This is a genomic window from Streptomyces sp. NPDC058664 (genome assembly GCF_042716635.1).
Classification (GTDB): domain Bacteria; phylum Actinomycetota; class Actinomycetes; order Streptomycetales; family Streptomycetaceae; genus Streptomyces.
Genome location: NZ_JBHXRW010000075.1, coordinates 13,498 through 32,412 on the forward strand (window position 1 = coordinate 13,498; position 18,915 = coordinate 32,412).

19 protein-coding genes and 3 pseudogenes are annotated in these 18,915 nt (G+C 68.6%); 16 read left to right on the forward strand and 6 right to left on the reverse strand.

Going from position 1 to position 18,915, the window contains the following annotated elements:
- Positions 1-8: 8 nt before the first annotated feature.
- The 8 genes and pseudogenes from ACFWUY_RS36310 (at position 9) to ACFWUY_RS36345 (ending at position 9,112) form a co-directional block, all read left to right on the forward strand.
- Positions 9-350: a hypothetical protein gene (locus ACFWUY_RS36310; protein ID WP_384120112.1), complete on the forward strand. Its 342-nt coding sequence runs from the start codon at positions 9-11 to the stop codon at positions 348-350.
- On the forward strand, positions 347-892 hold the full coding sequence (locus ACFWUY_RS36315; protein ID WP_384120115.1) for a hypothetical protein: 546 nt from the start codon (positions 347-349) through the stop codon (positions 890-892). Before ACFWUY_RS36310 ends, ACFWUY_RS36315 begins: the two co-directional genes overlap by 4 nt.
- Entirely contained in the window at positions 889-3,486 is a 2,598-nt protein-coding gene (locus ACFWUY_RS36320; protein ID WP_384120118.1) for an ATP-binding protein, read from the forward strand. The genes ACFWUY_RS36315 and ACFWUY_RS36320 overlap by 4 nt, the downstream gene beginning before the upstream one ends.
- On the forward strand, positions 3,483-3,854 hold the full coding sequence (locus tag ACFWUY_RS36325; protein WP_384120121.1) for a hypothetical protein: 372 nt from the start codon (positions 3,483-3,485) through the stop codon (positions 3,852-3,854). The genes ACFWUY_RS36320 and ACFWUY_RS36325 overlap by 4 nt, the downstream gene beginning before the upstream one ends.
- The gene (locus ACFWUY_RS36330; protein WP_384120124.1) at positions 3,851-6,259 is read left to right on the forward strand and encodes a hypothetical protein; all 2,409 of its coding nucleotides are present in this window, start codon (positions 3,851-3,853) and stop codon (positions 6,257-6,259) included. Before ACFWUY_RS36325 ends, ACFWUY_RS36330 begins: the two co-directional genes overlap by 4 nt.
- A 699-nt stretch (positions 6,260-6,958) precedes the next feature.
- Positions 6,959-7,601 (forward strand): annotated as a pseudogene (locus ACFWUY_RS36335) (IS630 family transposase); the annotation flags it as partial.
- Between the two features lie 285 nt (positions 7,602-7,886).
- Positions 7,887-8,195 carry a transposase gene (locus ACFWUY_RS36340; protein ID WP_384120127.1) on the forward strand — a complete coding sequence of 103 codons (309 nt, stop codon included), beginning with the start codon at positions 7,887-7,889 and terminating at the stop codon, positions 8,193-8,195.
- On the forward strand, positions 8,192-9,112 hold the full coding sequence (locus ACFWUY_RS36345) for an IS3 family transposase (RefSeq protein ID WP_384120129.1): 921 nt from the start codon (positions 8,192-8,194) through the stop codon (positions 9,110-9,112). Before ACFWUY_RS36340 ends, ACFWUY_RS36345 begins: the two co-directional genes overlap by 4 nt.
- A 28-nt stretch (positions 9,113-9,140) precedes the next feature.
- On the opposite strand, the gene ACFWUY_RS36350 is transcribed toward ACFWUY_RS36345, so the two are convergent.
- Positions 9,141-9,380, reverse strand: a complete 240-nt coding sequence (locus tag ACFWUY_RS36350; RefSeq protein ID WP_384120132.1) for a hypothetical protein — start codon at positions 9,378-9,380, stop codon at positions 9,141-9,143.
- 186 nt (positions 9,381-9,566) lie between these two features.
- On the opposite strand from ACFWUY_RS36350, the gene ACFWUY_RS36355 reads away from it, so the two are divergent.
- Entirely contained in the window at positions 9,567-10,355 is a 789-nt protein-coding gene (locus ACFWUY_RS36355) for a hypothetical protein (RefSeq protein WP_384120135.1), read from the forward strand.
- A gap of 28 nt (positions 10,356-10,383) precedes the next feature.
- On the opposite strand, the gene ACFWUY_RS36360 is transcribed toward ACFWUY_RS36355, so the two are convergent.
- From ACFWUY_RS36360 to ACFWUY_RS36370, 3 genes and pseudogenes are all read right to left on the reverse strand, one after another.
- Positions 10,384-10,872, reverse strand: a complete 489-nt coding sequence (locus ACFWUY_RS36360) for a transposase (protein ID WP_384120138.1) — start codon at positions 10,870-10,872, stop codon at positions 10,384-10,386.
- Positions 10,767-11,303 (reverse strand): annotated as a pseudogene (locus tag ACFWUY_RS36365) (IS3 family transposase); the annotation flags it as partial. The pseudogene ACFWUY_RS36365 and the gene ACFWUY_RS36360, both read right to left, overlap by 106 nt.
- Positions 11,300-11,662 carry a transposase gene (locus ACFWUY_RS36370; RefSeq protein WP_384120141.1) on the reverse strand — a complete coding sequence of 121 codons (363 nt, stop codon included), beginning with the start codon at positions 11,660-11,662 and terminating at the stop codon, positions 11,300-11,302. The gene ACFWUY_RS36370 and the pseudogene ACFWUY_RS36365, both read right to left, overlap by 4 nt.
- Before the next feature lie 444 nt (positions 11,663-12,106).
- Here ACFWUY_RS36370 and ACFWUY_RS36375 point away from each other — a divergent pair, with 444 nt between their 5' ends.
- Together ACFWUY_RS36375 and ACFWUY_RS36380 are read left to right on the forward strand one after the other, a co-directional pair.
- Positions 12,107-13,117, forward strand: coding sequence for an SSI family serine proteinase inhibitor (locus ACFWUY_RS36375; RefSeq protein ID WP_384120144.1), 1,011 nt, complete (start codon positions 12,107-12,109; stop codon positions 13,115-13,117).
- A gap of 780 nt (positions 13,118-13,897) precedes the next feature.
- The gene (locus ACFWUY_RS36380) at positions 13,898-14,449 is read left to right on the forward strand and encodes a hypothetical protein (RefSeq protein ID WP_384120147.1); all 552 of its coding nucleotides are present in this window, start codon (positions 13,898-13,900) and stop codon (positions 14,447-14,449) included.
- A 131-nt stretch (positions 14,450-14,580) separates the two neighbouring features.
- On the opposite strand, the gene ACFWUY_RS36385 is transcribed toward ACFWUY_RS36380, so the two are convergent.
- Positions 14,581-14,961 (reverse strand): transposase, encoded by a 381-nt coding sequence (locus ACFWUY_RS36385; RefSeq protein WP_384120150.1) that lies wholly within the window; start codon positions 14,959-14,961, stop codon positions 14,581-14,583.
- Between ACFWUY_RS36385 and ACFWUY_RS36390 the strand changes: the two genes are divergently transcribed.
- Positions 14,938-15,204 (forward strand): hypothetical protein, encoded by a 267-nt coding sequence (locus ACFWUY_RS36390; protein WP_384120153.1) that lies wholly within the window; start codon positions 14,938-14,940, stop codon positions 15,202-15,204. The genes ACFWUY_RS36385 and ACFWUY_RS36390 overlap by 24 nt on opposite strands.
- Here ACFWUY_RS36390 and ACFWUY_RS36395 read toward each other — a convergent pair.
- A complete protein-coding gene (locus ACFWUY_RS36395) occupies positions 15,185-16,144 on the reverse strand; it encodes an ISL3 family transposase (RefSeq protein ID WP_384120157.1) in 960 nt (319 codons plus the stop codon). The genes ACFWUY_RS36390 and ACFWUY_RS36395 overlap by 20 nt on opposite strands.
- A gap of 1,639 nt (positions 16,145-17,783) precedes the next feature.
- Between ACFWUY_RS36395 and ACFWUY_RS36400 the strand changes: the two genes are divergently transcribed.
- The 4 genes and pseudogenes from ACFWUY_RS36400 to ACFWUY_RS36415 form a co-directional block, all read left to right on the forward strand.
- A complete protein-coding gene (locus tag ACFWUY_RS36400; RefSeq protein ID WP_384120160.1) occupies positions 17,784-18,083 on the forward strand; it encodes a hypothetical protein in 300 nt (99 codons plus the stop codon).
- On the forward strand, positions 18,028-18,243 hold the full coding sequence (locus ACFWUY_RS36405; RefSeq protein ID WP_384120163.1) for a winged helix-turn-helix domain-containing protein: 216 nt from the start codon (positions 18,028-18,030) through the stop codon (positions 18,241-18,243). Before ACFWUY_RS36400 ends, ACFWUY_RS36405 begins: the two co-directional genes overlap by 56 nt.
- Positions 18,159-18,506, forward strand: coding sequence for a transposase (locus ACFWUY_RS36410; RefSeq protein WP_384120170.1), 348 nt, complete (start codon positions 18,159-18,161; stop codon positions 18,504-18,506). The genes ACFWUY_RS36405 and ACFWUY_RS36410 overlap by 85 nt, the downstream gene beginning before the upstream one ends.
- Before the next feature lie 71 nt (positions 18,507-18,577).
- Positions 18,578-18,915: pseudogene (locus ACFWUY_RS36415) on the forward strand (transposase); the annotation flags it as partial.

Consider the following 18,915-nt stretch of genomic DNA (forward strand, 5'->3'; position numbering starts at 1 on the left):
GAGACCTCATGAACTCCGTCGACAACGCCGTCGTGATGGCAGCCGCGTTCAAGGACATCGGCAACCACCTGTTCGGCATCGGGGAGAACTGGGCCGAACGCGCCCTGAAGCTGTTCATCCTGGCGGCCGTCGTCATCACGGTCGTCACGAAGATGAGCCTGAAGGCCGCCATCGGCTCCGTGATCGCCCTGGTGATCTGCCTGGGCATCTACAACGCCCGCACCGAGCTGGCCGACGCCTTCAAGCAGGAGCTGACCAACGTCACCACCTCCGATCCGGCGCCCCAGTCCATGGGACGCGTGCACACCGGGACAGGCGCACCGGCAGCCGGCGGCGAGCGGACCGCATGAGTACCAGCGCCTCGGCCCGGGTCGGCCGTAGCTACACCCGGGCCCGCCTGTTTCCGTGGGTGCTCGGCAAGATCGGCGACTTCGTCCTGTGGCTCGGCCCGTACAACGCCCCCCAGCTGATCATCGCCGCCGCCGGGGTGTTCCTGCTCATCAAGACCTTCTCCTGGTGGGCCGGACCGCTCGGCCCGGTCCCGGTCGTCGCACTCGGGGTTGCCGTGTGGGCGGCCCGGGCCAACCGGATCGCCGGCCGCGCCCCGCTGTGGATCGCCTACGGCACCCTCCAGCGGGCGCTCCAGCCCCCCACAGGCCGGATCGCCGGCCGCACCGCCCGCCTCCCCAGGCCCCGGCTCCTCACCGGGACGTTCCTGATCGAGCACACCCCCGCCCCTGTGCCCGTACACCACCCGGCTTCCGCGATCACAGCACCCTCCACTGCACCCGACCCCCGCCCCCGCCACCGGACTTCGGCCCGGGGCGGGGGCCCGGCCCCCACCCCGCTGCAGCAGATGCTGCGCGAGCGACCGAAGGCAGCTACGCGATGAAGGTCCCCATCCGCCACATCGTCGACAACGTCGTGTGGTCCACCACCGCAACCGCCTGGGCAATCTGGTCGGTCACCCCGGCCGGATCCCGCTACATGGACGACCGCACCCGCGACGAACTCATCTCCCGGGTCACGACCCTGGTGCGCTCCCTGCCCGGATCGGCCCGCCTGTACGGGCTGTGTGCCCGGATGGACCCGGCCGAGGTCGTTGAGAAGACCGTGGAGGGCGTCGACTACCGGCGTCACGAGGCGTGGGCGGAGGTCGCCCAGGAGCGGCTGCGGCTGCTGGCCGGCGACGACCTGGCCTCTGCGGTGGAGATGCACCGCAGGACCCTGTGGCTCGCCGTGCCGCTGGAGCAGGCCGGGGCGAAGGCGCAGTGGACGGCGGCGGCCGCGTCCGCGTGGTCGGAGCTGTCGGGCATGCTCGGTCTGGCTCCCGCGCCGGTCACCGGCCGCGAGGCCGCCGCCTGCCGGGCGCGGGTCGAGCAGTTGGAGGCGGAGCTCGACGGCGGCCTGGAGCTGCGCCGGGCGCAGCCGGCGGAGATCGCGTGGATGTACCAGCACGCCGTCGCCCGCGGCCTGGACGGCGAACTCCTCAGCCAGGCCGAGAAGTCGCCGTTGCGGGGCAGCCGGTTCGTACGAGGAGAACTGAGGGCGCCGTCGCACGCCGACCTCGGACAGGTACGCCTCCTGGAAGGCGGCGACCACCACGACACCCACGGCACCGGCCGGGGGAGCGGTGTGAGCCGTGCACGTCGGGCCGGGATGCTGGTCGGCCGCCGGTGGCTCCAGGTCGACTCCGAGGCGGGCACCTCCTACCAGGCACACCTGGCGCTCGCGGAGATGCCCCGCCACTTCACCGCCGCCGGCGGCGGCTTCCTTGCCGAGCTGGACCGGATGCCGTTCGGCGTGGACTGGGTCGTCGACATGACCCTGGTCGAGGCCGAGAAGGTCCTTGCGGCGGTCACGAAGAAGAAGCGGGACCTGGTCGACCAGGCCGAGCAGTACGCCGCCCGGCGCGCGACAGGCCTGCCCGAGGACATGCACGACGCCGCCGACGACCTGGGCGACCTCGGCACCCGGGTATCGCGGACGAGCGTCGAGGTCGAAGTCCAGGCAGTCACCGCCATGACCGTGTGGGGGACCGACCCCGCCGAGTGCGACAGGCGGGCCGGCGCGCTCCAGGCCCGGCTGCGGGGCGCGAACTACCGGCTGGTCCGCCCCGTCGGCGGCCAGGAACAACTCTTCACCCTCAGCCTCCCGGCCGCGCCCACACCGCCCGCAACCCGCCAGTACGTCCAGCACCAGCTGGGCGAGGACTGGGCGATGCACGGCGCGTTCACCGAGCAGACCTTCGGCGACCCCACCGGCGCCATGATCGGCTTCTCCCAGGACGTCGGCACCATCTCCCCGACCCTGCTGGACATCGCCGACGCCCCCGTCCGCAACGCAAGCGCCTCCTTCGCTCTCGCCGGCGACCTCGGCGGCGGCAAGTCGACCCTGGCCAAGCTCATCTCCAGCTCGATCGCCGACCGGGGCGGACGCATCATCGCGATCGACCGCACCAAGTCCCGCGAATGGGCCCGCTTCGCCCGCACCGCAGCCGCCGGCCGCTGCCAGGTCGTCGATGCCGCCCAGGCCGAGCTGTCCATCGACCCGCTGCGCGTCTTCCCCGACCCCGCCGTCGGCGCCCGCTACGCCCTCAGCTACCTGACGCTGCAGCTCGGCATCGGCCCGGTCACCGAACACGGCGCGCTGCTGAAAGCAGCCGTGAAACAGACCGCCGCAGCCCCCACCCCGTGCATGGCCGGCGTCATCGCGGCCCTGGAGGAGGCGGCAGAGCAGGACAGCGCACGCGGGCAGCGCGCGGCCTCGCTGGTCGAATGGCTGCGGGTCGCCGCCGACGAGCCCCTCGCCGCAGCCGTCTTCGACCCCACCCTCCCGCCGCTCGATCTGCTCTCCACCGTCTCCTCCGACTTCGTGGTGATCACCACCACCGGCCTGACCCTGCCCCCGAAGGAAGCGGCGACCAACCCCGAACTGCTGCGCAGCCAGCCCCTGGAAGCACTCATCGGCCGCGCCGTGCTCTACCTCATCGCCGCGCTCGCACGCGAAGCCGCCTTCACCGACCCCCGCTTCACCCTCATCCCCCTCGACGAGGTGTACTGGCTGACCTCCTCCGCCGAGGGCCAGGCGCTGATCGACGAGATCGTCTACGACGGCCGCAAGCACGGCGCCGGCGTTGGACTCGGCTGCCACGACGTCGACGAACTCGGCACCTCCACCACCCGCGGCCTGTTCGCCTACCGGTTCCTGGCCCGCACCGCCGACCCCGTCCTGGCCGCCCGCGGACTGGACTGGCTGGGCCTGGACGGCACCGACAGCGAACTCCTGCGCATGGTCACCACCGACCTGTCCCCGTTCGGCAGGAAGGACCGGGCCGGCGAGTTCCTCGCCCGCGACCCCCGCATGAGCATCGGCCGCTTCAAGGTCCTCGTCCTCGACCTGGCGCGGATCACCAACGGCATCTACACCACCCCCGCCGACACCACCCCGGACCCGTCCGCCGCCACCGCCGGGAGCCCGCGATGAGCAACACCTTCCACCGCCCCCTCGCCCAGCGCGCCCGCACCCTGCTCACCCCCCTCGCGATGTGCGCCGCGCTCATCGCCGCACTGGTCTTCGTGAACACCACGGGACCGAGCAACTGGTGGCCGCGCACCGGGGAGGCCTTCGCCGCCTCTCCCCGCGCACAGCCGGCCCCCGACACCCCAGGTCGTGACCGCTGCCGGTACATCACCGGCCCCGCCCACGACCACTGCCCACAAGGCAGCCACACCCAGCAGGCCCAGGCCCAGGCTCCCGCCCCCGGCCGCGCCGCAGTCCTGCACGTGGCGCTGCTGCTCCTGCCCGTCGCGGGCCTCGCCACCATCACCGCGAGCCGCCGGAGGCCCCAATGACCGCCCCACGCGGCCGCCGTACGGCCACCGTCGTCACCGTCACGCTGCTGCTCATGGCGGCCGGTACCGGCATGGCGTCCGCCGCTGACGGCCCCGACTCCGGCGGGCTCCTCGGGCCGCTGAACGTCGAGTCCTCCGAAGGCGCCCCGCTCAACCGCTACGAACTCGACCCCTCGGCCACCGCACCCGACGCCACCGACGTGCCGGGCGGTTCAGCACCGCCCAGCCTCCCCGAAGTCACGACCGGCCCAGCGGACGGCGTCATCGACATGGTCCGCCGGCTCCTGGCCTCAGGCCTGTTCGCCTTCTCCCGCACCGTGACCGGCTTCGCCTGCTGGCTGGTCGACTGGGCCTACCGATTTCCGATCATGGACAAGCTCAGCTCGCCCGCCCAGAAGCTGTCCGACGCCTACGAGTCCCAGATCATCAGCCCTCACGGCCTCGCCGGCATCTGCCTGGCCTGGGCCTTCGTCTTCGGGCTCGTCATCGCCATGCGCGGCAGGGTCGCCCGCGGCGCCGGAGAGATCCTGCTGACCCTGCTGATCGCCGGCGTCTCCGCCACCACCGTCGTGCAGCCAGCCATGATCCTCGGCTACGACGGCCCCGTACAGCAGACCCAGCGCGCAGCCCTGGAAGCCGCGACCCTCACCGCGAACTCCGGCCAGCTGCCCAACACCACAGGCCCGTGCGACTCCATCACCGGCCCCGCACACACCACCTGCCTGCGCAACCAGACCCGCCCCGGCGCCGCCCCCCAGCCGAAGCCGGACCGCACCAAGCAGTGCGCCGCAGTCACCGGCCCGGCCCGGGACACCTGCCTGCACGGCGAGCGCCCCCTGAACGCCGCCGACGTCTCCAAGCCCATCACCCGCACCCTCGTCGTCCAGCCCTACATGCTGCTCCAGTACGGGCGGATCATCGAGACGGACAGCCCCCTGTACGCCGTCCACAAGAAGTTCATCGCCCCGCCGCCGGCGCCCAAAGACGACGACAACCCCTGCAACCTTCTGAGAGGCCCCGCCCGCAAGTACTGCGGGGACAACGCTTTCGCCGGCCGGGCAGGCGAGTTCGAAAAGCTCGGACCCGAAGGCGCCGCCGTCGCCGCCCACATGCAGAACACCGACTGGGACACGGTGCTGGGCGCCGCCCTCGTCCTCCTCGCCGCCCTCGTCATCACCCTGATCATCTTCGCGATGGCCATGGTCCTCATCGCCGCCCAGTTCGGCTGCGTGATCGCCGCCGTCGGCGCCGTCGTCGTCCTCACGCTGTCCCTGCTGCCCGGCCCGACCCGCGGGCTGCTCTGGCGATGGCTGGGCTACCTCGCCGGCAGCATGCTCACCCTCTTCGCCATCGCCGTCTTCATCCCCCTCTTCGGCGTCGGCGCCCGCATCCTCCTCGCCGACAGCAGCACCCCCCTGCTGGAACGCCTCTTCCTCCTCGACGGACTGGCCATCACCGCCCTCGTCATGCACCGCCGCATCATCCGCGGCACCGGCCAGATCGGCCAGCGCATGGCCAACCGCATGCGCTACTCCAAGATCGGCGGCAGCCACACCATGGGCGAGAACTCCGCCGCTACCGCAGCAGCCTTTGCCTCGCTCGGCTACGGTGGTGCAGCCGGATCCCCCGCCCACACCGCCCTGCTCACCCGGCAGACCGGGGGAGCGGGCCGCCTCGCAGCCGAAGCGCTCGGCGAAGGCCGCCGGGCCCTCATGCCGCTCTCCCTCGGCATGCGCGCGGCCCACACCGTCCTCATCGGGCCGAAGCGGCCTCCCGTCCGGCCCGAACCCGTGGGCCCCGACGGCCTGGTCCTGCCCCCCGGCCGCCGTACGGACGCCGACACCCCCCACGCCGCCCCGGGCGAGCCCGCCGCCGAGCCGAGCAGCCGCTCCACCCGCCCGTCCGCGACGCAGACACCGCAGACAGACCGCCCTCCGCTCATTCCGGCCGGGAGCCGCCTGGAAGCCTCCCTCCGCCGCACCCGCGCCGGCCGGGTCCTGGCCGGCACCACGAAGGCCGCGTTCTACTCCACTGTCGGACTGCCCGCCACCTGGACCCGCGTACGCCGCTTCAGCGGCGAACTCTCCCGGGAACTGCACAACGAACTCGGCCTCCAGCGCACCCACTACCAGCGCGTCTCCAGCCGCTGGGCCGACGACACCACCGCCGCGTTCACACCGCGCCGCGACCGCGACAGCCGGGAGCAGACGCCTACCGAGCGCCGCTCCTACCCGGCCGCCACAACCGAAGTGCCCCGCACCCGCCGTACCGGCCGTATCCGCCGCACGCGCCGGCCCGATGCCAGGACGCACAACACCCCCGACCTCCGCCCAACCCCGGGGGACATTTCGGTGGCCGACTGGCGTGACCTCTGGCGCGAGCACGACGCGAGGGGCGGAGCGTGAAACGCCGAATCGGATGCGGAGCCTTCCTCCTGGCCGTGCTCGCCGCCCCGGTCCTGCTCGCCATCATGGTGGCCGTCCGACCGGAGCCCGCTCCCGCCCTGGCAACGGTGGGCCAGGTCGCCGGCATCCCGCAGCGCTCCAAAACCTCCCCTCCTTGGAGTGGCGGAAAAGCCCCTAGGCGGTCGTCACGTCCCGTCTGGGGGCTTTTGCATGCTCCGGTAGCCCGCAGCGTTATGGTCTGCCCGACACAGGGAGATCCTCAGCAGGAGTACTGCTTGCTCTATCCGTGGCTCCCCTGATCAGGCTTTCCTTGCTCGAGGGGTTGCTCGGCAGATGAAGGTCTTGGGGGACTTTTCCTCTGTTGGGCAGCCAGGTGAAGCTGGTTGTGTTTCCCTCCGACCTGCACGTGTTGCCTGAGCACGTATCTCACCTTCGATGCGCCGGCATGGCCAGTGCCGCCCGGTAGTGCCGGCGCATCGCCCCTCTCGCAATCAAGAAAGCCAGCCGTCGACCGCCAGGCTGTCTTTGCCAGGTTGTTCGGGCCCCACCGGAACGGGGTGAGAAGCGACTCTGGCTGCGGCAGGCGGTTCGAATGGCGGCCGGCGGGTGGTTCGCGCACAAGCGAAATCAACGAGAAGAGGCCATCAGGGGCCTAGTCTTCTGAGTTAGGAGTTCTGTTCAGTTGTATAGGTTTGGCCTGTGGCACGTACTGGGCGGCCGAAGGCCGAGTTGATCCTGCCCGGTGAGGAGCGGGCCGCGCTGGAGGGGTGGGTGCGGCGTCGTTCTACGCCGCAGGCGTGGGCTTGAGGTGTCGGATCATCCTGGCCTGTGCCGAAGGTGCTTCGAACAAGGACGTGGCGGCCCGGCTCGGTTCGACCGCGCATGCGGTGGGCCGTTGGCGGGCGAGGTTCGTCGAGCACCGCATCGCCGGCCTGGGGGACATGCCCCGCAGCGGTGGCCCCGGTCGGTCACCGACGAGCAGGTGGCCGCACTGGTCACCAAGACGCTGCAGTCGACGCCGAAGAATGCCACGTATTGGTCGACACGGTCGATGGCGAAGGAACTGGGTCTGTTGCAGCCGACTGTGTCGCGGATCTGGCGGGCGTTCGGTCTGCAGCCGCACCGTTCGGAGACGTCTGTGCTGTCGACGGACCCTTACTTCGTTGACAAGGTCCACGACGTCGTCGGCCTCTACCTGGACCCGCCCGAGCGGGCCCTGGTCTTCTGCGTGGACGAGAAGTCGCAGATCCAGGCCTTGGACCGCTCGCAGCCAGTGCTGCCGATGATGCCCGGCGTCCCGCAACGGACCACGCACGACTACGTCCGCGCCGGCACCACCACCAGGCCCGCCGGCTGAGGGAGCAGAGCGAGAAGGAATCCGGACAGGGCATAGGCGGCCACGGCATGACCCGCCGATAGCAAGCTCCCCGCCCCTGTCACAGGGTTTCTGGCCGATGGCGGCAGCGTGGGCGTTTCCGAGGCGCCCTCTGCGGTCGCCGGCCGGATGCGTAGGCCCGCACCCCAGGCCGCGGCCGCCGGTTCGGCAAGGCGCGGGCACTGAGGTTCCCCCGAGATGTGGCGGAAGGTGACAGCAGGTCAGATGGTTCTCACGAGAGGAGATCTGATCATGGCTGCCCCGAGGAAGTACCCGCTGGAGTTGCGGGAGCGTGCGGTGCGGATGTATCGGGCCACCGAGCCGAAGCCGCAGATCAAACGGATGGCCGTCGACCTTGGCGTGCATCCGGAGGCCCTGCGGTCCTGGATCCGGCAGGCCGAGGCGGACGCCGGCGAGCGTGATGACCGGCTGACCACCACCGAGCGGGAGGAGCCCGCCGCGCTGCGGAAGGAGAATGCCCAGCTCAGGCGGGCGAATGACGTGCTGCGGACGGCATCGGCGTTTTTCGCCGCGCAGTTCGACCCGACCCGGCCCAGGTGACGGCGCTCGTCGATGAGCATCCGCGTCTGGGGGTCGAGTGCGTACTTCGGGAACTGCACATCCCTTCCTCCACCTACTACCGGTGGCGCCGGGCGGAGCGGGAGCCGTGCGAGCGCCGGCGGCGGGATACGGAGCTGACCGGGCACATCCGCAAGATTCACGCCGGCTCCGGAGGAATCTACGGCTCACCCCGTATCCATGCCCAGCTCATGCGGGAGGGTGTGCACGTGGGCCGCAAGCGTGTCGAACGCCTGATGCGCCAGGCCGACCTGCAGGGCATCAGTCCGCGCCGGACCAAAAGCTTCACCCGCCGGGATGCCGGCGCCGACCTCGCCGACGACCTGGTACAGCGCGATTTCACCGCGCCGGCGCCCAACCGGCTCTGGGTTACGGACCTGACGATGATCCCCACCCACGAAGGGCCGCTGTGGCTCTCGGCGATCCGCGACGCCTTCTCCCGCCGGGTGGTCGCCTGGGAGACCTCCGCCCGGGCGGACGCCGATCTGGTCCTCACCGTGCTGGAATACGCCCTCGCCTCCCGGGAGATCGCGCCCGGCACGCTGGTCCATCACGCCGACCACGGCTGCCAATACACCTCCGTGAAGCTGACAACACGCCTGGTCAGAGCAGGTATCGAGGCATCCATGGGGTCGGTCGGCGACAGCTTCGACAACGCCCTCGCCGAGAGTCTGTGGTCCACGATCAAGACCGAATGCGTCCGCGGCCGCGTCTTTACCACCCGGGCCGAGGCGAACCTGGCGCTGTTTGAGTACCTCGACGGGTTCTGCAACCCCCGGCGCATCCAAAAACGGCTCGGTTACCTCAGCCCGGTCGAGTACGAGGAGAAGCACTACGCCGAGCAGGCAACGGCCGAACGAGCGAACCTGAACACCCATCAACCCCAACTGACCAGCTGATCAGCACCTCCCGAGCAACGGGGGAACCTCATTCCAGGTCCTCGATGAACGGCCACGCCCGCGCGAACAACTCATGGGCGTCATGCTCGGTCTCCGCGAAGCGGCAGGCAATGCCATCCAGCCGCACCCCCGTCATCCCCTCCGCCGCGTACAGCAGATCCTGCACCCACTCCCCATCACTCTTTTCGCACACCAGCAGCTCGCCATGTAGCTCCTCCAACTCCCGCAGCAGTGCTTCGATGTCACGCAGCGTTTCCAGGCGCAGCACTCGCGCCTGGCGTGCCGCACCCGCATGTCCCCCGCCTGTCGGAGGGGACATGCCCCCATCCTGAGTCCGCACGGCATTCCCCGCACACCTGAGCGGGCATGCAGGTCAGGGCGTGTCGGTCAGCGGCACGCCGGAGCAATCGGGTGACGCTGGGGCCTCACCCTCGCGAGACTAAAGGATGCCGAGATGAGCATGACTGTGGCCGGGGCCGGACTGGCAGCCCGCACTTACCGTGACAGCGATGGCCCCGGCCTTGTGGAACTGCTCAACGAGCACCGGTTGCCCGGAACGCCGGACATCACCGGCGCGCATCTGCAGGATGCGCTGGCAGGTCGCCTGCCACTCGGTCCGTTCCCAGATTTCACACTGTCGGAGGGGGCGGCCGCTGTTCTGAGCAGCGGTGACGGACAGCTCCAGGGGGCGGTCTCCTGGGCGCTGTGCCCAGAGAACGGTCATGGTGTGCTGCTGTGGCTGGTCTGCCGCGACGACGACCAGAGTCTCGCCGCCCATCTTATCAACCATGTGCTCTCTCAGTTGGGCCGCCGGACGCTGGAAACATTCACCCAGCCCACCGGGCTGGCTCCCGCCGGGCTGCCGGTCCGCCTGCGCCGCGGTACCCACCGAGCTCTTGAAATGGCCGGCTTTACCGCCACAGAACAGTGGATTCACTGCCATCACCGTCTCACCGGCCCCCGCCCTGAGCATCTCGCACTCACCGACCTCAGCCCCACCATCGAACCGCCCGGCTGGCATTTGAAACTCCGGACGCCGGACGGCACCGGCATCGGCGAAGCCTTCCTCACCACCACCCCGCCCGCCCACGCCACACTGGAATGGATCACCCTCGAACTCAGGCAGCAATGCCTCGGCCACATTCTCCTCGAAGCCTGCCTTTCCCACCTCGCCGGCCACGGCATCCACCACGTCACCGCCAGCCTTCCCCTCAGCGACCAACCAGAACACCACTTCAGCTGAGGTTCCCCCGTTGTGCGGGAGTGGTTGGCTAGCTGGTCAGGGCGGGTTGACGTGTTTTCAGGTTTGCTCGTTCGGCTGTCGCCTGGTCGGTGTAGTGCTTCTCCTCGAACTCGATGGGGCTGAGGTAGCCGAGACGTTTCTGGATGCGTCGGCTGTTGTAGAAGCCATCGATGTACTCGAAGAGTGCGAGGTTCGTCTCGGCCCGTGTGGCGAAGACCCGGCCGCGGACGCACTCGGTCTTGACCAGCATCCACAGGTTTTCCGCCAGGGCGTTGTCGTACGAGTCGCCGACCGACCCCATAGACGCCTGGATACCGGCTCTGACCAGGCGTGTTGTGAGTTTGATGGACGTGTATTGACAGCCATGGTCGGCGTGATGGACGAGTTCGCCGGGGCGACCTTGCGGCCGGCGAGGGCGTACTCCAGCGAGCTGAGGACCAGATCGGCGTCTGCGTGGGCGGAGGTCTCCCAGGCCATGACCCGGCGGGAGAACGCGTCTCGGATCGCGGAGAGCCACAGGGGTCCTTCACCGGTGGGGATCATGGTGAGGTCGGTGACCCACAACCGGTTCGGCCCGGTGGCGGTGAAGTCGCGCCTGACCAGGTCGGGGGCGAGGCCGGCGTCCGGGTCGCGGCGTGTGAATCCCTTGCCCTTGCGGGGGCTGATGCCGGCGAGACCGGCCTGGCGCATCAGCCGCTCGACACGTTTGCGGCCGACGCGGACGCCTTCCCGCCTGAGGACGGCATGCACACGGGGTGAGCCGTAGATCCCGCCGGAGTCCTCGTGGACCTGTCGGATCTTCCCGGTCAGCTCGGCGTCCCGGCGGCGCCGCTCGCAGGGCTCTGTCCGGGCATGACGCCACCGGTAGTAGGTGGAAGAGGCGACGTGAAGTTCCCGGAGTACGGGCTCGACTCCCAGGTGGGGGTGCTCGTCAACGAGCGCGGTCACCTGGGCCGGGTCGGGTCGAGCTGCGCCGCGAAAAAAGCCGAGGCCGTTCGCAGGACTTCGTTCGCCCGCTTGAGCTGGAGGTTCTCCTTCCGCAGGGCAGCAAGTTCCGCGCGTTCGGCAGTGCTCAGCATGTCACCGCGTTCGCCGGCACCGGCCTCTGCCTGACGGATCCAGGTCCGCAAGGCCTCGTGATGCACACCGAGGTCCTCGGCCATACGACGGATTACGGGCTTTGGGTCAGCGGACCGGTACATCCGCACCGCACGCTCACGCAACTCCAGCGGGTACTTCCTCGGGGCAGACATCGTCTGTGTTCCTCTCATGAGACCCATCTGACAGCCTGTCACCACTTCCCGCATCCCGGGGGAACCTCAAGCCGTGAACTCCACCAGGCAACCGGATTCCACGAGACCGACTACCTCACCACCTACACCCGCCGCCCCTGAAATCAGCCACGTCCCTGCGGCACCCGTGCGTCGCGGCAGCCTGCCCTTCGGCGTATCCAGCACGATCATTGAGCTCCTTCAGCTGTCACTCCAGAAGGTGAGCGGCCCTCTGAGGTTGACTGCTCTCTGACCTGCAGCAGGACTTGGCTCTTGCAGACGCAGCCGACACCCGATCGGCGACCGTTCTGAAGAAGCTCATTGAGTAGAGCATGCTCATTCGGCAGCCGTTCGCTCATGATCCAATGGTGCGAGCGATGTTGATAAAGCCTGGCTCCCCCGCCAGAAACTTCGCCAGTGGGCTGCCTTTTGTCTGGGGACAGAAGGCAGCCCATATCGCTGTCTCGCACGGGGTGGGCGGTGCTCGCCACTGGCCGGGTGCTCCTCCGTGCCGAGCCCGACGGCACGGTACGGGCGCTGCCGTGGTCGTCCGCTGCCGCGATCGGGTTCGGTCTTCTCGACGTGCCTGGCTTCTTTAGGACCGTCCGCGAGCGCCTAGCCTCCGGCGAATGGATGCACGCCGCCCGGCACCGGACCGTGACTGGCGTTCTCCTCGCTGGTGGCCGCACGCCGCTGGGGAGGAAGAACGGAAAGAGCGTTTTTTATCGGGGACTCGTGACAGGCCATAGCATCAGCGTGAACGCCACCGTCCTGAAAAGGCCACCTGACTTCAAGACTGCCGGTCTGTACCCCTCCACGGACCTGCCCTGCCCCGGTATCCCTCTTCGCCCCAGCCGCGCGAGGAGGGCACGGGCATGTTCCCGGGTCCGGTCCGGAACGTTGTTACGCGAAGACCTGGCCGAGGTGGTCGCGGGGGAGTCCGCCGTTGCCACCGGCATCGGCACCGTGATCACGCTGGCCGAAACGATTCCGGACGGCCCCGACTGCTTCATCAGGCGGTGGCCCGAGCCGGGGCATAACCCCACCGAGCGAGGTGACCAGCCCTACCCGCCCGTCGTTGACCCGATCATGAACAAAATCATCATGAGTCTCCTCAGCGCCGGGCTCTTTGCCGCCTCCCTCGCCCCTGGCGCGACCGCTGCCCCCACGCCGGCCCAGGACACACGCCTCCAGCTCACCGCCGAACGGACCGAAAACGGCCAGCCCAGCATCGGCTTCGCCTGGCTCGATTGCCCCGCCAGCTACCGCCCCGCCCACCCCTACCGGACAGAAGCCTGTGCGGCACTCGACGACGCCAACGGCAATTTCGACGCCCTGCGTGGCGATCCGGCCGGGACCTGCATCAATGAGTACTCTCCGGTCACTCTGACGGCGCGAGGCATCTACAAGGGCCGTACCGTCGACTGGACCCGGACCTACTCCAGCAGCTGCGAGGCCGCCGTCAAGACCGGGCCTGTTTTCTACTTCTGACGGGGTATTCCGGCTTGTAAGCGGGCATGGCACCCGTACCTTGAACGCGAGGCGGGGGAGTCGACTGGCCGTTGTGCTCCCCGTACCCGCCTCGCACCGCGCCCCTGCCCCCGGTGCAGGGGCGCAATCACATCCACCGCCGGACGCCGTGGACTCGTCAAGATTGGACCTGGGCCGTGCCGCCCACCGGCCCCGCAGCAACTCCGGCAGCGTGACCACCATGCATTCCCGCCGCACAGCGATGCTTACCCTTGCCGCGCTCCTCACCAGCAGCTGCGTGGCCGCCCCCCACACTCTGCCCGCTTCCCTCGCCAGGCCGGCAGGACTCGTGCCCGCCGCGACCGCCTGCCGGCCCCGCTTCTCACATGGCCCGAGCCCACCCCGCCGGCCCCGCGCGAGGAAATCACCACCACCGACCCCCGCCCTGGTCCCGTGTCCAAGCCCGCGAAAACCGCGGCTCCCCCGTCTGCCGCCCCCGCGGAACGCCCCCATGCGCAGCAGGACACCGCCCAGTCCGACCGTCGTACGCAACCACGGGAGCGCCCCACCGTCACCAGGGCGGAGGTGAAAAGGCAGAACCCGAAGCTGTCGAAGACGGCCATCAGGAGGCCGTTCCCGAAGGTCCAGGTCCCGAAGGAGACGCAGCGGCCCGCCGCTCGCCGGCAGCCCCGGTGACGGCGGCCAGTAAAAATTCCCCACGTACGGCCAGCTCGATTCCCCAGTCGGTAGTCACACTCAGTAGCCTCGGTGCTGACTCGTGGATCCAGCGCATAGGGGGTTGTGGACGTGGCACGTACTTGGCTGTCGATCCGGGTCGAGCTGGTCTCCGGCCACGGTGCGGACCTGTGGCCGCGCCCCGGCCGGGTATTCGCGGCCGCACGGTCACACTCCTTCGCCCAGCTCGCCTCGGCCATCGATCTCACCTTCGGGCGCTGGGACCTGGCCCACCTACACCTGTTCACGTTGTCCGACGGCACACATGTCAGCCCGCTGGACTGGTGGGACGGCGAGGCCCCGGGCGACACCGTGGACGGTAATACGACGAAGCTGAGCAGGCTGCAGGCTGGCGAACAGTTCGCCTATGTCTTCGACATGGGTGATGACTGGGCGCACCTCTGCACAGTGGCCGAGCGGCGTATCGATCCCCTCGACGAACTCGGTGAGGCCCCCGCCCGCCCCGTTCCTTACTGGGGGTGGGGCAGCCTCCCGGATCAATACGCGCGTCGCTGGGACGGGGACGATGGGGAGTCGCCGATGCCGAAGCGGCCGGCCCGCGGGCTCAGCGACCTGCCTCCGATCCTGCCGTGGTGGGGCGAACACCGCCGAGGATGATCTCACGCTGCGTACACGAGAAATGGCCCCCAATGGGGAATTGAAGTGGTCGTGGTGGGGAGCCGAAGTGGCCGCGAGTGGGGAAATCTAAGGCTCTGTCGCGAGTTCCGTGAAACCCGAGATGTTGATCTTCAACGGCAGAGCAGGAGGCGCTTGCGGAGGAGGTCGGGCTTGGCCCGGCCGTACATCTGACGCTTGAGCATCTTGATCCGGTTGACGTGTCCTTCGACGGGGCCGGAGTTCCAGTGCAGGCTGAGGCTGGCCATGACCGCGTCCCAGTCCTTGCGCAGGCCAGCGGCGAATCCACGCAGTTCAGGCAGGTCGCTGGCTTCGGCGTCGGTGGTCCACTGCTCGAGCTTCTCCTGGCCGCGGAGGTTGACGAGGATGTCGGCGAACCGGGCGATCAAGTCGCAAGCGGCGTCGAGGTCGGGGCAGCGGTCGCGGACTTCTTTGAGGGTGACGCGGTCGTCCTCGGTGCGGTTGTCGGGATGGGTGAGGACGGCGGTGGTCACCTCGCGGGCCTTGGGAACCGGCGGGCGGCTGGTGGGCCGGTTGTTCTTCTTGAGGTCATGGACGAAGCGCCGGACGGTGCGCTCGCTGACGGCCAGGCCGCGTTCGACGAGTTCTTTGTGAAGGCTGTCGGAGCTGGTGCAGCCCTCGCTGAAACGGGCGATCAGGTAAGCAGCGTGGTCGTCGAGGACGCTGCGTCGGCCGGTAGGGCCGCTGATCAGCTCTTCAGGGGGGCGCGCGCATGAACTTGCGGACGGTCTTGGGGTCGAGACGGAGCTCGGCGACGATGCCGGTGTGGCTGACGCCCCTGGCCATGAGCGCGTGCACGACGGCATGGCGTTCGCGGGCCTGCCCGGCGCGCGTGCCCTCGGGCTTCTCGGGCAGCGTGGCCTGTTCCTTCTCCGGCGGTAGTGGAGTCCAGTGCGAGCGGAGTCGTTTGACCAGGCGTTCAGTAGCGTCGCCGAGATTCTTCCAGAGGCGGAACCGGTCGGCTACCTGGGTCGCAGTACCGGCGCCTCGGTCCGCTCCCTCGGCGTAGCAGCTGGCGCGGTCACGACAGATGATCTCGGCGCCCTGGTGCTTGGTGAGCCAGTCGGCCAGGGAGTCAGCGGAGCGTTCGGGCAGGACGTCGACCGGGCGCCGGCCTTCGATGTCGATCAGAATGGTGCCGTAGTTGTTGCCCTTCTTCATCGCGAAGTCGTCGACGCCGAGCACTCGTACGGTCCGTGGTTCCGGATCGGGCAGGGCGCGGATGAGGCGGAGCAGGGCGTCCTTGCCCAGGCCGATAGCCTGTATCTCGGTCAGCCGGGCGGCCGCCCGGCCACCGAGCGCGAGCGCGATGCCCTCACGGACGGTCCGCAGGAGGATGGTCGACCTCCCGTAACGGAAGGTCAGATCGGGGATCTGCTCGGCGAAGGTCGTCCTCGCACAGGTCCCTGTGTCGCAGAAGAACCGGCGTACTCGCAGGTGAAGCACGCTCTGCTGGTTCGCCACGGCCGTATCGGAGATCCGGCGTTCGTACCGGCTGTGCACGCGGACCGAGGTCGCGCCGCAGTCCGGGCACGAAGCCGAAGGCTCCTTGCCTCTCGCGTGCACGTGAACGGTCCGGCCCACGGAGCGGACGTACTCGACGTGCAGCCGGACGAAGTGCGGGAACAGAACGGCGATCAGCTCAGCGATGGACACCCGGCATGATCAGAAGCAACGAAGATCAACATCTCGGGTTTCACGGAACTCGCGACAGAGCCAAATCTCTACTGGCCGCTGACACAGTAACCGCGCGGTGCTCGATGAGCAGGCCGGGAATGCCGGTGGCGTTGCCCGGAGGAGCCGGTGGTGCTGGTCGGTGGCCGCATGAGCGAGTGAGTAGGAAATGCTGACGCGGCGGCAGCCTCTGTGATGATCAGATCAGTATCTGGTGGGCTGGAGACGTAGCCCATCAAAGAGGAGCAGGCCGTGTACGCGGGGAGGCGCACGGTTTGGTCGCGACCCGTGACGCTGACCGTCCCGCACCGGTGAGGCGGAGGGACCTCCTCGCCTCCCCCTGGGGGAGGTCTCGACTGTGGGCGGTCGAGGCCTCACCCAGGGCAGGCTTCGGAGTGCCAACTCCTGAGTGGCGGGGGCACCGGCCGTGCCGTGGGCTGATCTTATGCCCGGCGGAGCCGGCTGAAGACGCAGATGACAACTGCCACCAAGGCATGCGGGCAGGTGTCAGAAGCAGCGCTCGGTGGTGGTCACCCTCAGAGCTTCAGTCGAATACGGATGATTCTCGAAGGCGGGAACATCCATTACGTAAAGAACACCCTCGACCCTCTTAACGGTATGACAATAGGGCGAGCAGCACTCCTAGAAGGTGGCGAAACGATGAGAAAGAGCCCATATCTACGATCCTCCGTATGGCTGCTCGCGGGTGCAACGGGCAGCGCTGCTGGCACTCTTTGCCTTGCCGAAGGGCGCCTCACATTTCGCCTCAGCCAAGATGATACTCAAATGCTCAGCAAGCGGAATCTGAAAATGCTGAAGGAGCAGATGCAGAAGCCCGGGGTATACGGGCGGGTAGAATCTGATGGATCTTTCACTGTACTTGATGTGCAAAAGTCGGACGTACGTACGGTCCGCTTCCCTTGGTATGAGTTTCGTGGTGGAATGAGGATTTCCGTCGGAAGCGAATCTTCCTTCAGGTTCTCATTCGTGCGTCCTGCGAACACAGTGAGTGTCCGTCATTCTCCGAGTATCTCGGAGGGGCGAACCGTGGGGCGTGAATGGCAAGCGGCCCTGTCGGGAGCCTGGTAGAGGGTCAGGTCGGCGTGTGGGCATTTGGGTCGAGCCGCCGCAGGGTGAGGAAAGCCTGTGCAGCGGTGGAGAGCGACGTGCTGGTGCCAGCCGCGCCAGGTGCGCCTTTGAAGTGGTCCCGGCCCAGGGCGGCCGGTCCAGGGGAGTGCCCGGGTATAACGGAGGGGGTGGGATCGGAACCCCGCCCCCTCCGCGTGCCCGACGCGAATAGGACCACGTAGGAACCCCAGTTGGAGAAGTCAGCGCGCCGGTCAGAAGCATCTGATGCGCCAACTGTGATGGCGTTTGGAGTGCTCGCTGGACTTGAGGAGCAAGCGTCCGCGTTACTGACTTCAGCTCGTTGGGCTGGACCGTTGCGAAGTCGCTCCTGGGTGCGGGTAGGTGGCTGTATCCGTGGTGTGTGAGATATGCGGATGGGGGCGGGCTGACTCCGGCAGCGCGTCGGCTTCGTGAGGCGGTACGAATTTAGGCAGGCGAGCTGTTCGAGTAGAAGATCACGCCGCCGGAGGTCGCACGGCGGTTGCGAGTCAGTGTGAAGTCTGCTTATCAATGGCATCAGTTGTGGCGGGCCAGCGGTGTTCAGGCTCTGGCCTCCCGCGGTCCGAGTGGGTCTCGGTGTCGTCTGTCCCCGCGGTGCCTGGAGAAGCTGGTCGTGTATTTGGAGCAGGGGCTGGCCGCTCACGGGTGTGGAGGACCAGGTGGGACCGCATCCCGGGTGGACGCTGATCGGCAGGAAGTTCCACATCACCTACAGCGTCTCCGGGGCCACGTGCCTGATGCACCGGCTCGGCTTCACCCCGCAGGCCCCCGCCCGACGTGCGGCCGAGCGTGACGAGCAGGCCGTCGCCGGGTGGAAGGAGGCGACCTGGGCGGAGGTAAAAGGGTCCGGGCGGCCTGTGGGGGTTACATCTGTTTCGAGGACGAAGCGGGCTTCACCCGACGGCCGCCGCGGGGACGGACCTGGGGCCGGCGGGGCCGCACCCCGGTCGTGACGGTGAGCGGTCGGCGTTCGGGACGGCTGTCGGTGGCCGGCCTGATCGCCATGCGGCCCGGTTTTTGGACCCGGCTGTGTCACCGTCTGCGGACCCGCCCCGCGGGCAAGGGAACACGGCGCAGCATGAGCGAGCGGGACTTCATCGCACTGGTTGACGGCGTCCACCAGTTGGTCAGGGCCCCGATCGTGCTGGTCTGGGACTGCTTGAGCACCCACGTCTCGCGCAGGATGCGAGAGACGTGGCCGAGCGGGAGTGGCTGACGGTGGGGCCTTGACCCCTGATGTTGGACACACGAGACACTGGATCCTGAGGATCTGAGAACGGACATCTCGTGGTCATGAAGCACTATCCGCCGCAGTTCAAGGCGGACGCGGTCGCGCTGTACGAGTCGCGGCCCGAAGCGACAATCAGGTCGGTCGCCGCCGATCTGGGGATCAACCCGGAGACCCTGCGGAACTGGGTCCGGGCGGCCGGCGTGAGCCGGCCCCGGGGACGCCGAGTGGAGGTGCCGGCCGAGCCGCCCACACCGCTGGAGGCGGAAAACGCCGCTCTACGCAAGAAGGTCCGCGAGCTCGAGGAGGAACGCGAGATCCTGCGGAAGGCGGCGAAGTATTTCGCCGGGGAGACGCGCTGGTGAACCGCTTCCAGTTCGTCGCCGACCATCAGCGC

What these genes read in the sequence shown, in the direction of transcription:
- ACFWUY_RS36320 (WP_384120118.1), top strand. Translation starts at nt 889, where the DNA reads ATGAAGGTCCCCATCCGCCACATCGTCGACAACGTCGTGTGGTCCACC.
- ACFWUY_RS36370 (WP_384120141.1), bottom strand. Translation starts at nt 11,662, where the DNA reads ATGCGGGAAGTGGTGACAGGCTGTCAGATGGGTCTCATGAGAGGAACA.
- ACFWUY_RS36340 (WP_384120127.1), top strand. Translation starts at nt 7,887, where the DNA reads ATGGCTGCCCCGAGGAAGTACCCGCTGGAGTTGCGGGAGCGTGCGGTG.
- ACFWUY_RS36355 (WP_384120135.1), top strand. Translation starts at nt 9,567, where the DNA reads ATGAGCATGACTGTGGCCGGGGCCGGACTGGCAGCCCGCACTTACCGT.
- ACFWUY_RS36405 (WP_384120163.1), top strand. Translation starts at nt 18,028, where the DNA reads ATGCACCGGCTCGGCTTCACCCCGCAGGCCCCCGCCCGACGTGCGGCC.
- ACFWUY_RS36315 (WP_384120115.1), top strand. Translation starts at nt 347, where the DNA reads ATGAGTACCAGCGCCTCGGCCCGGGTCGGCCGTAGCTACACCCGGGCC.
- ACFWUY_RS36330 (WP_384120124.1), top strand. Translation starts at nt 3,851, where the DNA reads ATGACCGCCCCACGCGGCCGCCGTACGGCCACCGTCGTCACCGTCACG.
- ACFWUY_RS36325 (WP_384120121.1), top strand. Translation starts at nt 3,483, where the DNA reads ATGAGCAACACCTTCCACCGCCCCCTCGCCCAGCGCGCCCGCACCCTG.
- ACFWUY_RS36310 (WP_384120112.1), top strand. Translation starts at nt 9, where the DNA reads ATGAACTCCGTCGACAACGCCGTCGTGATGGCAGCCGCGTTCAAGGAC.
- ACFWUY_RS36390 (WP_384120153.1), top strand. Translation starts at nt 14,938, where the DNA reads ATGGGTGAGGACGGCGGTGGTCACCTCGCGGGCCTTGGGAACCGGCGG.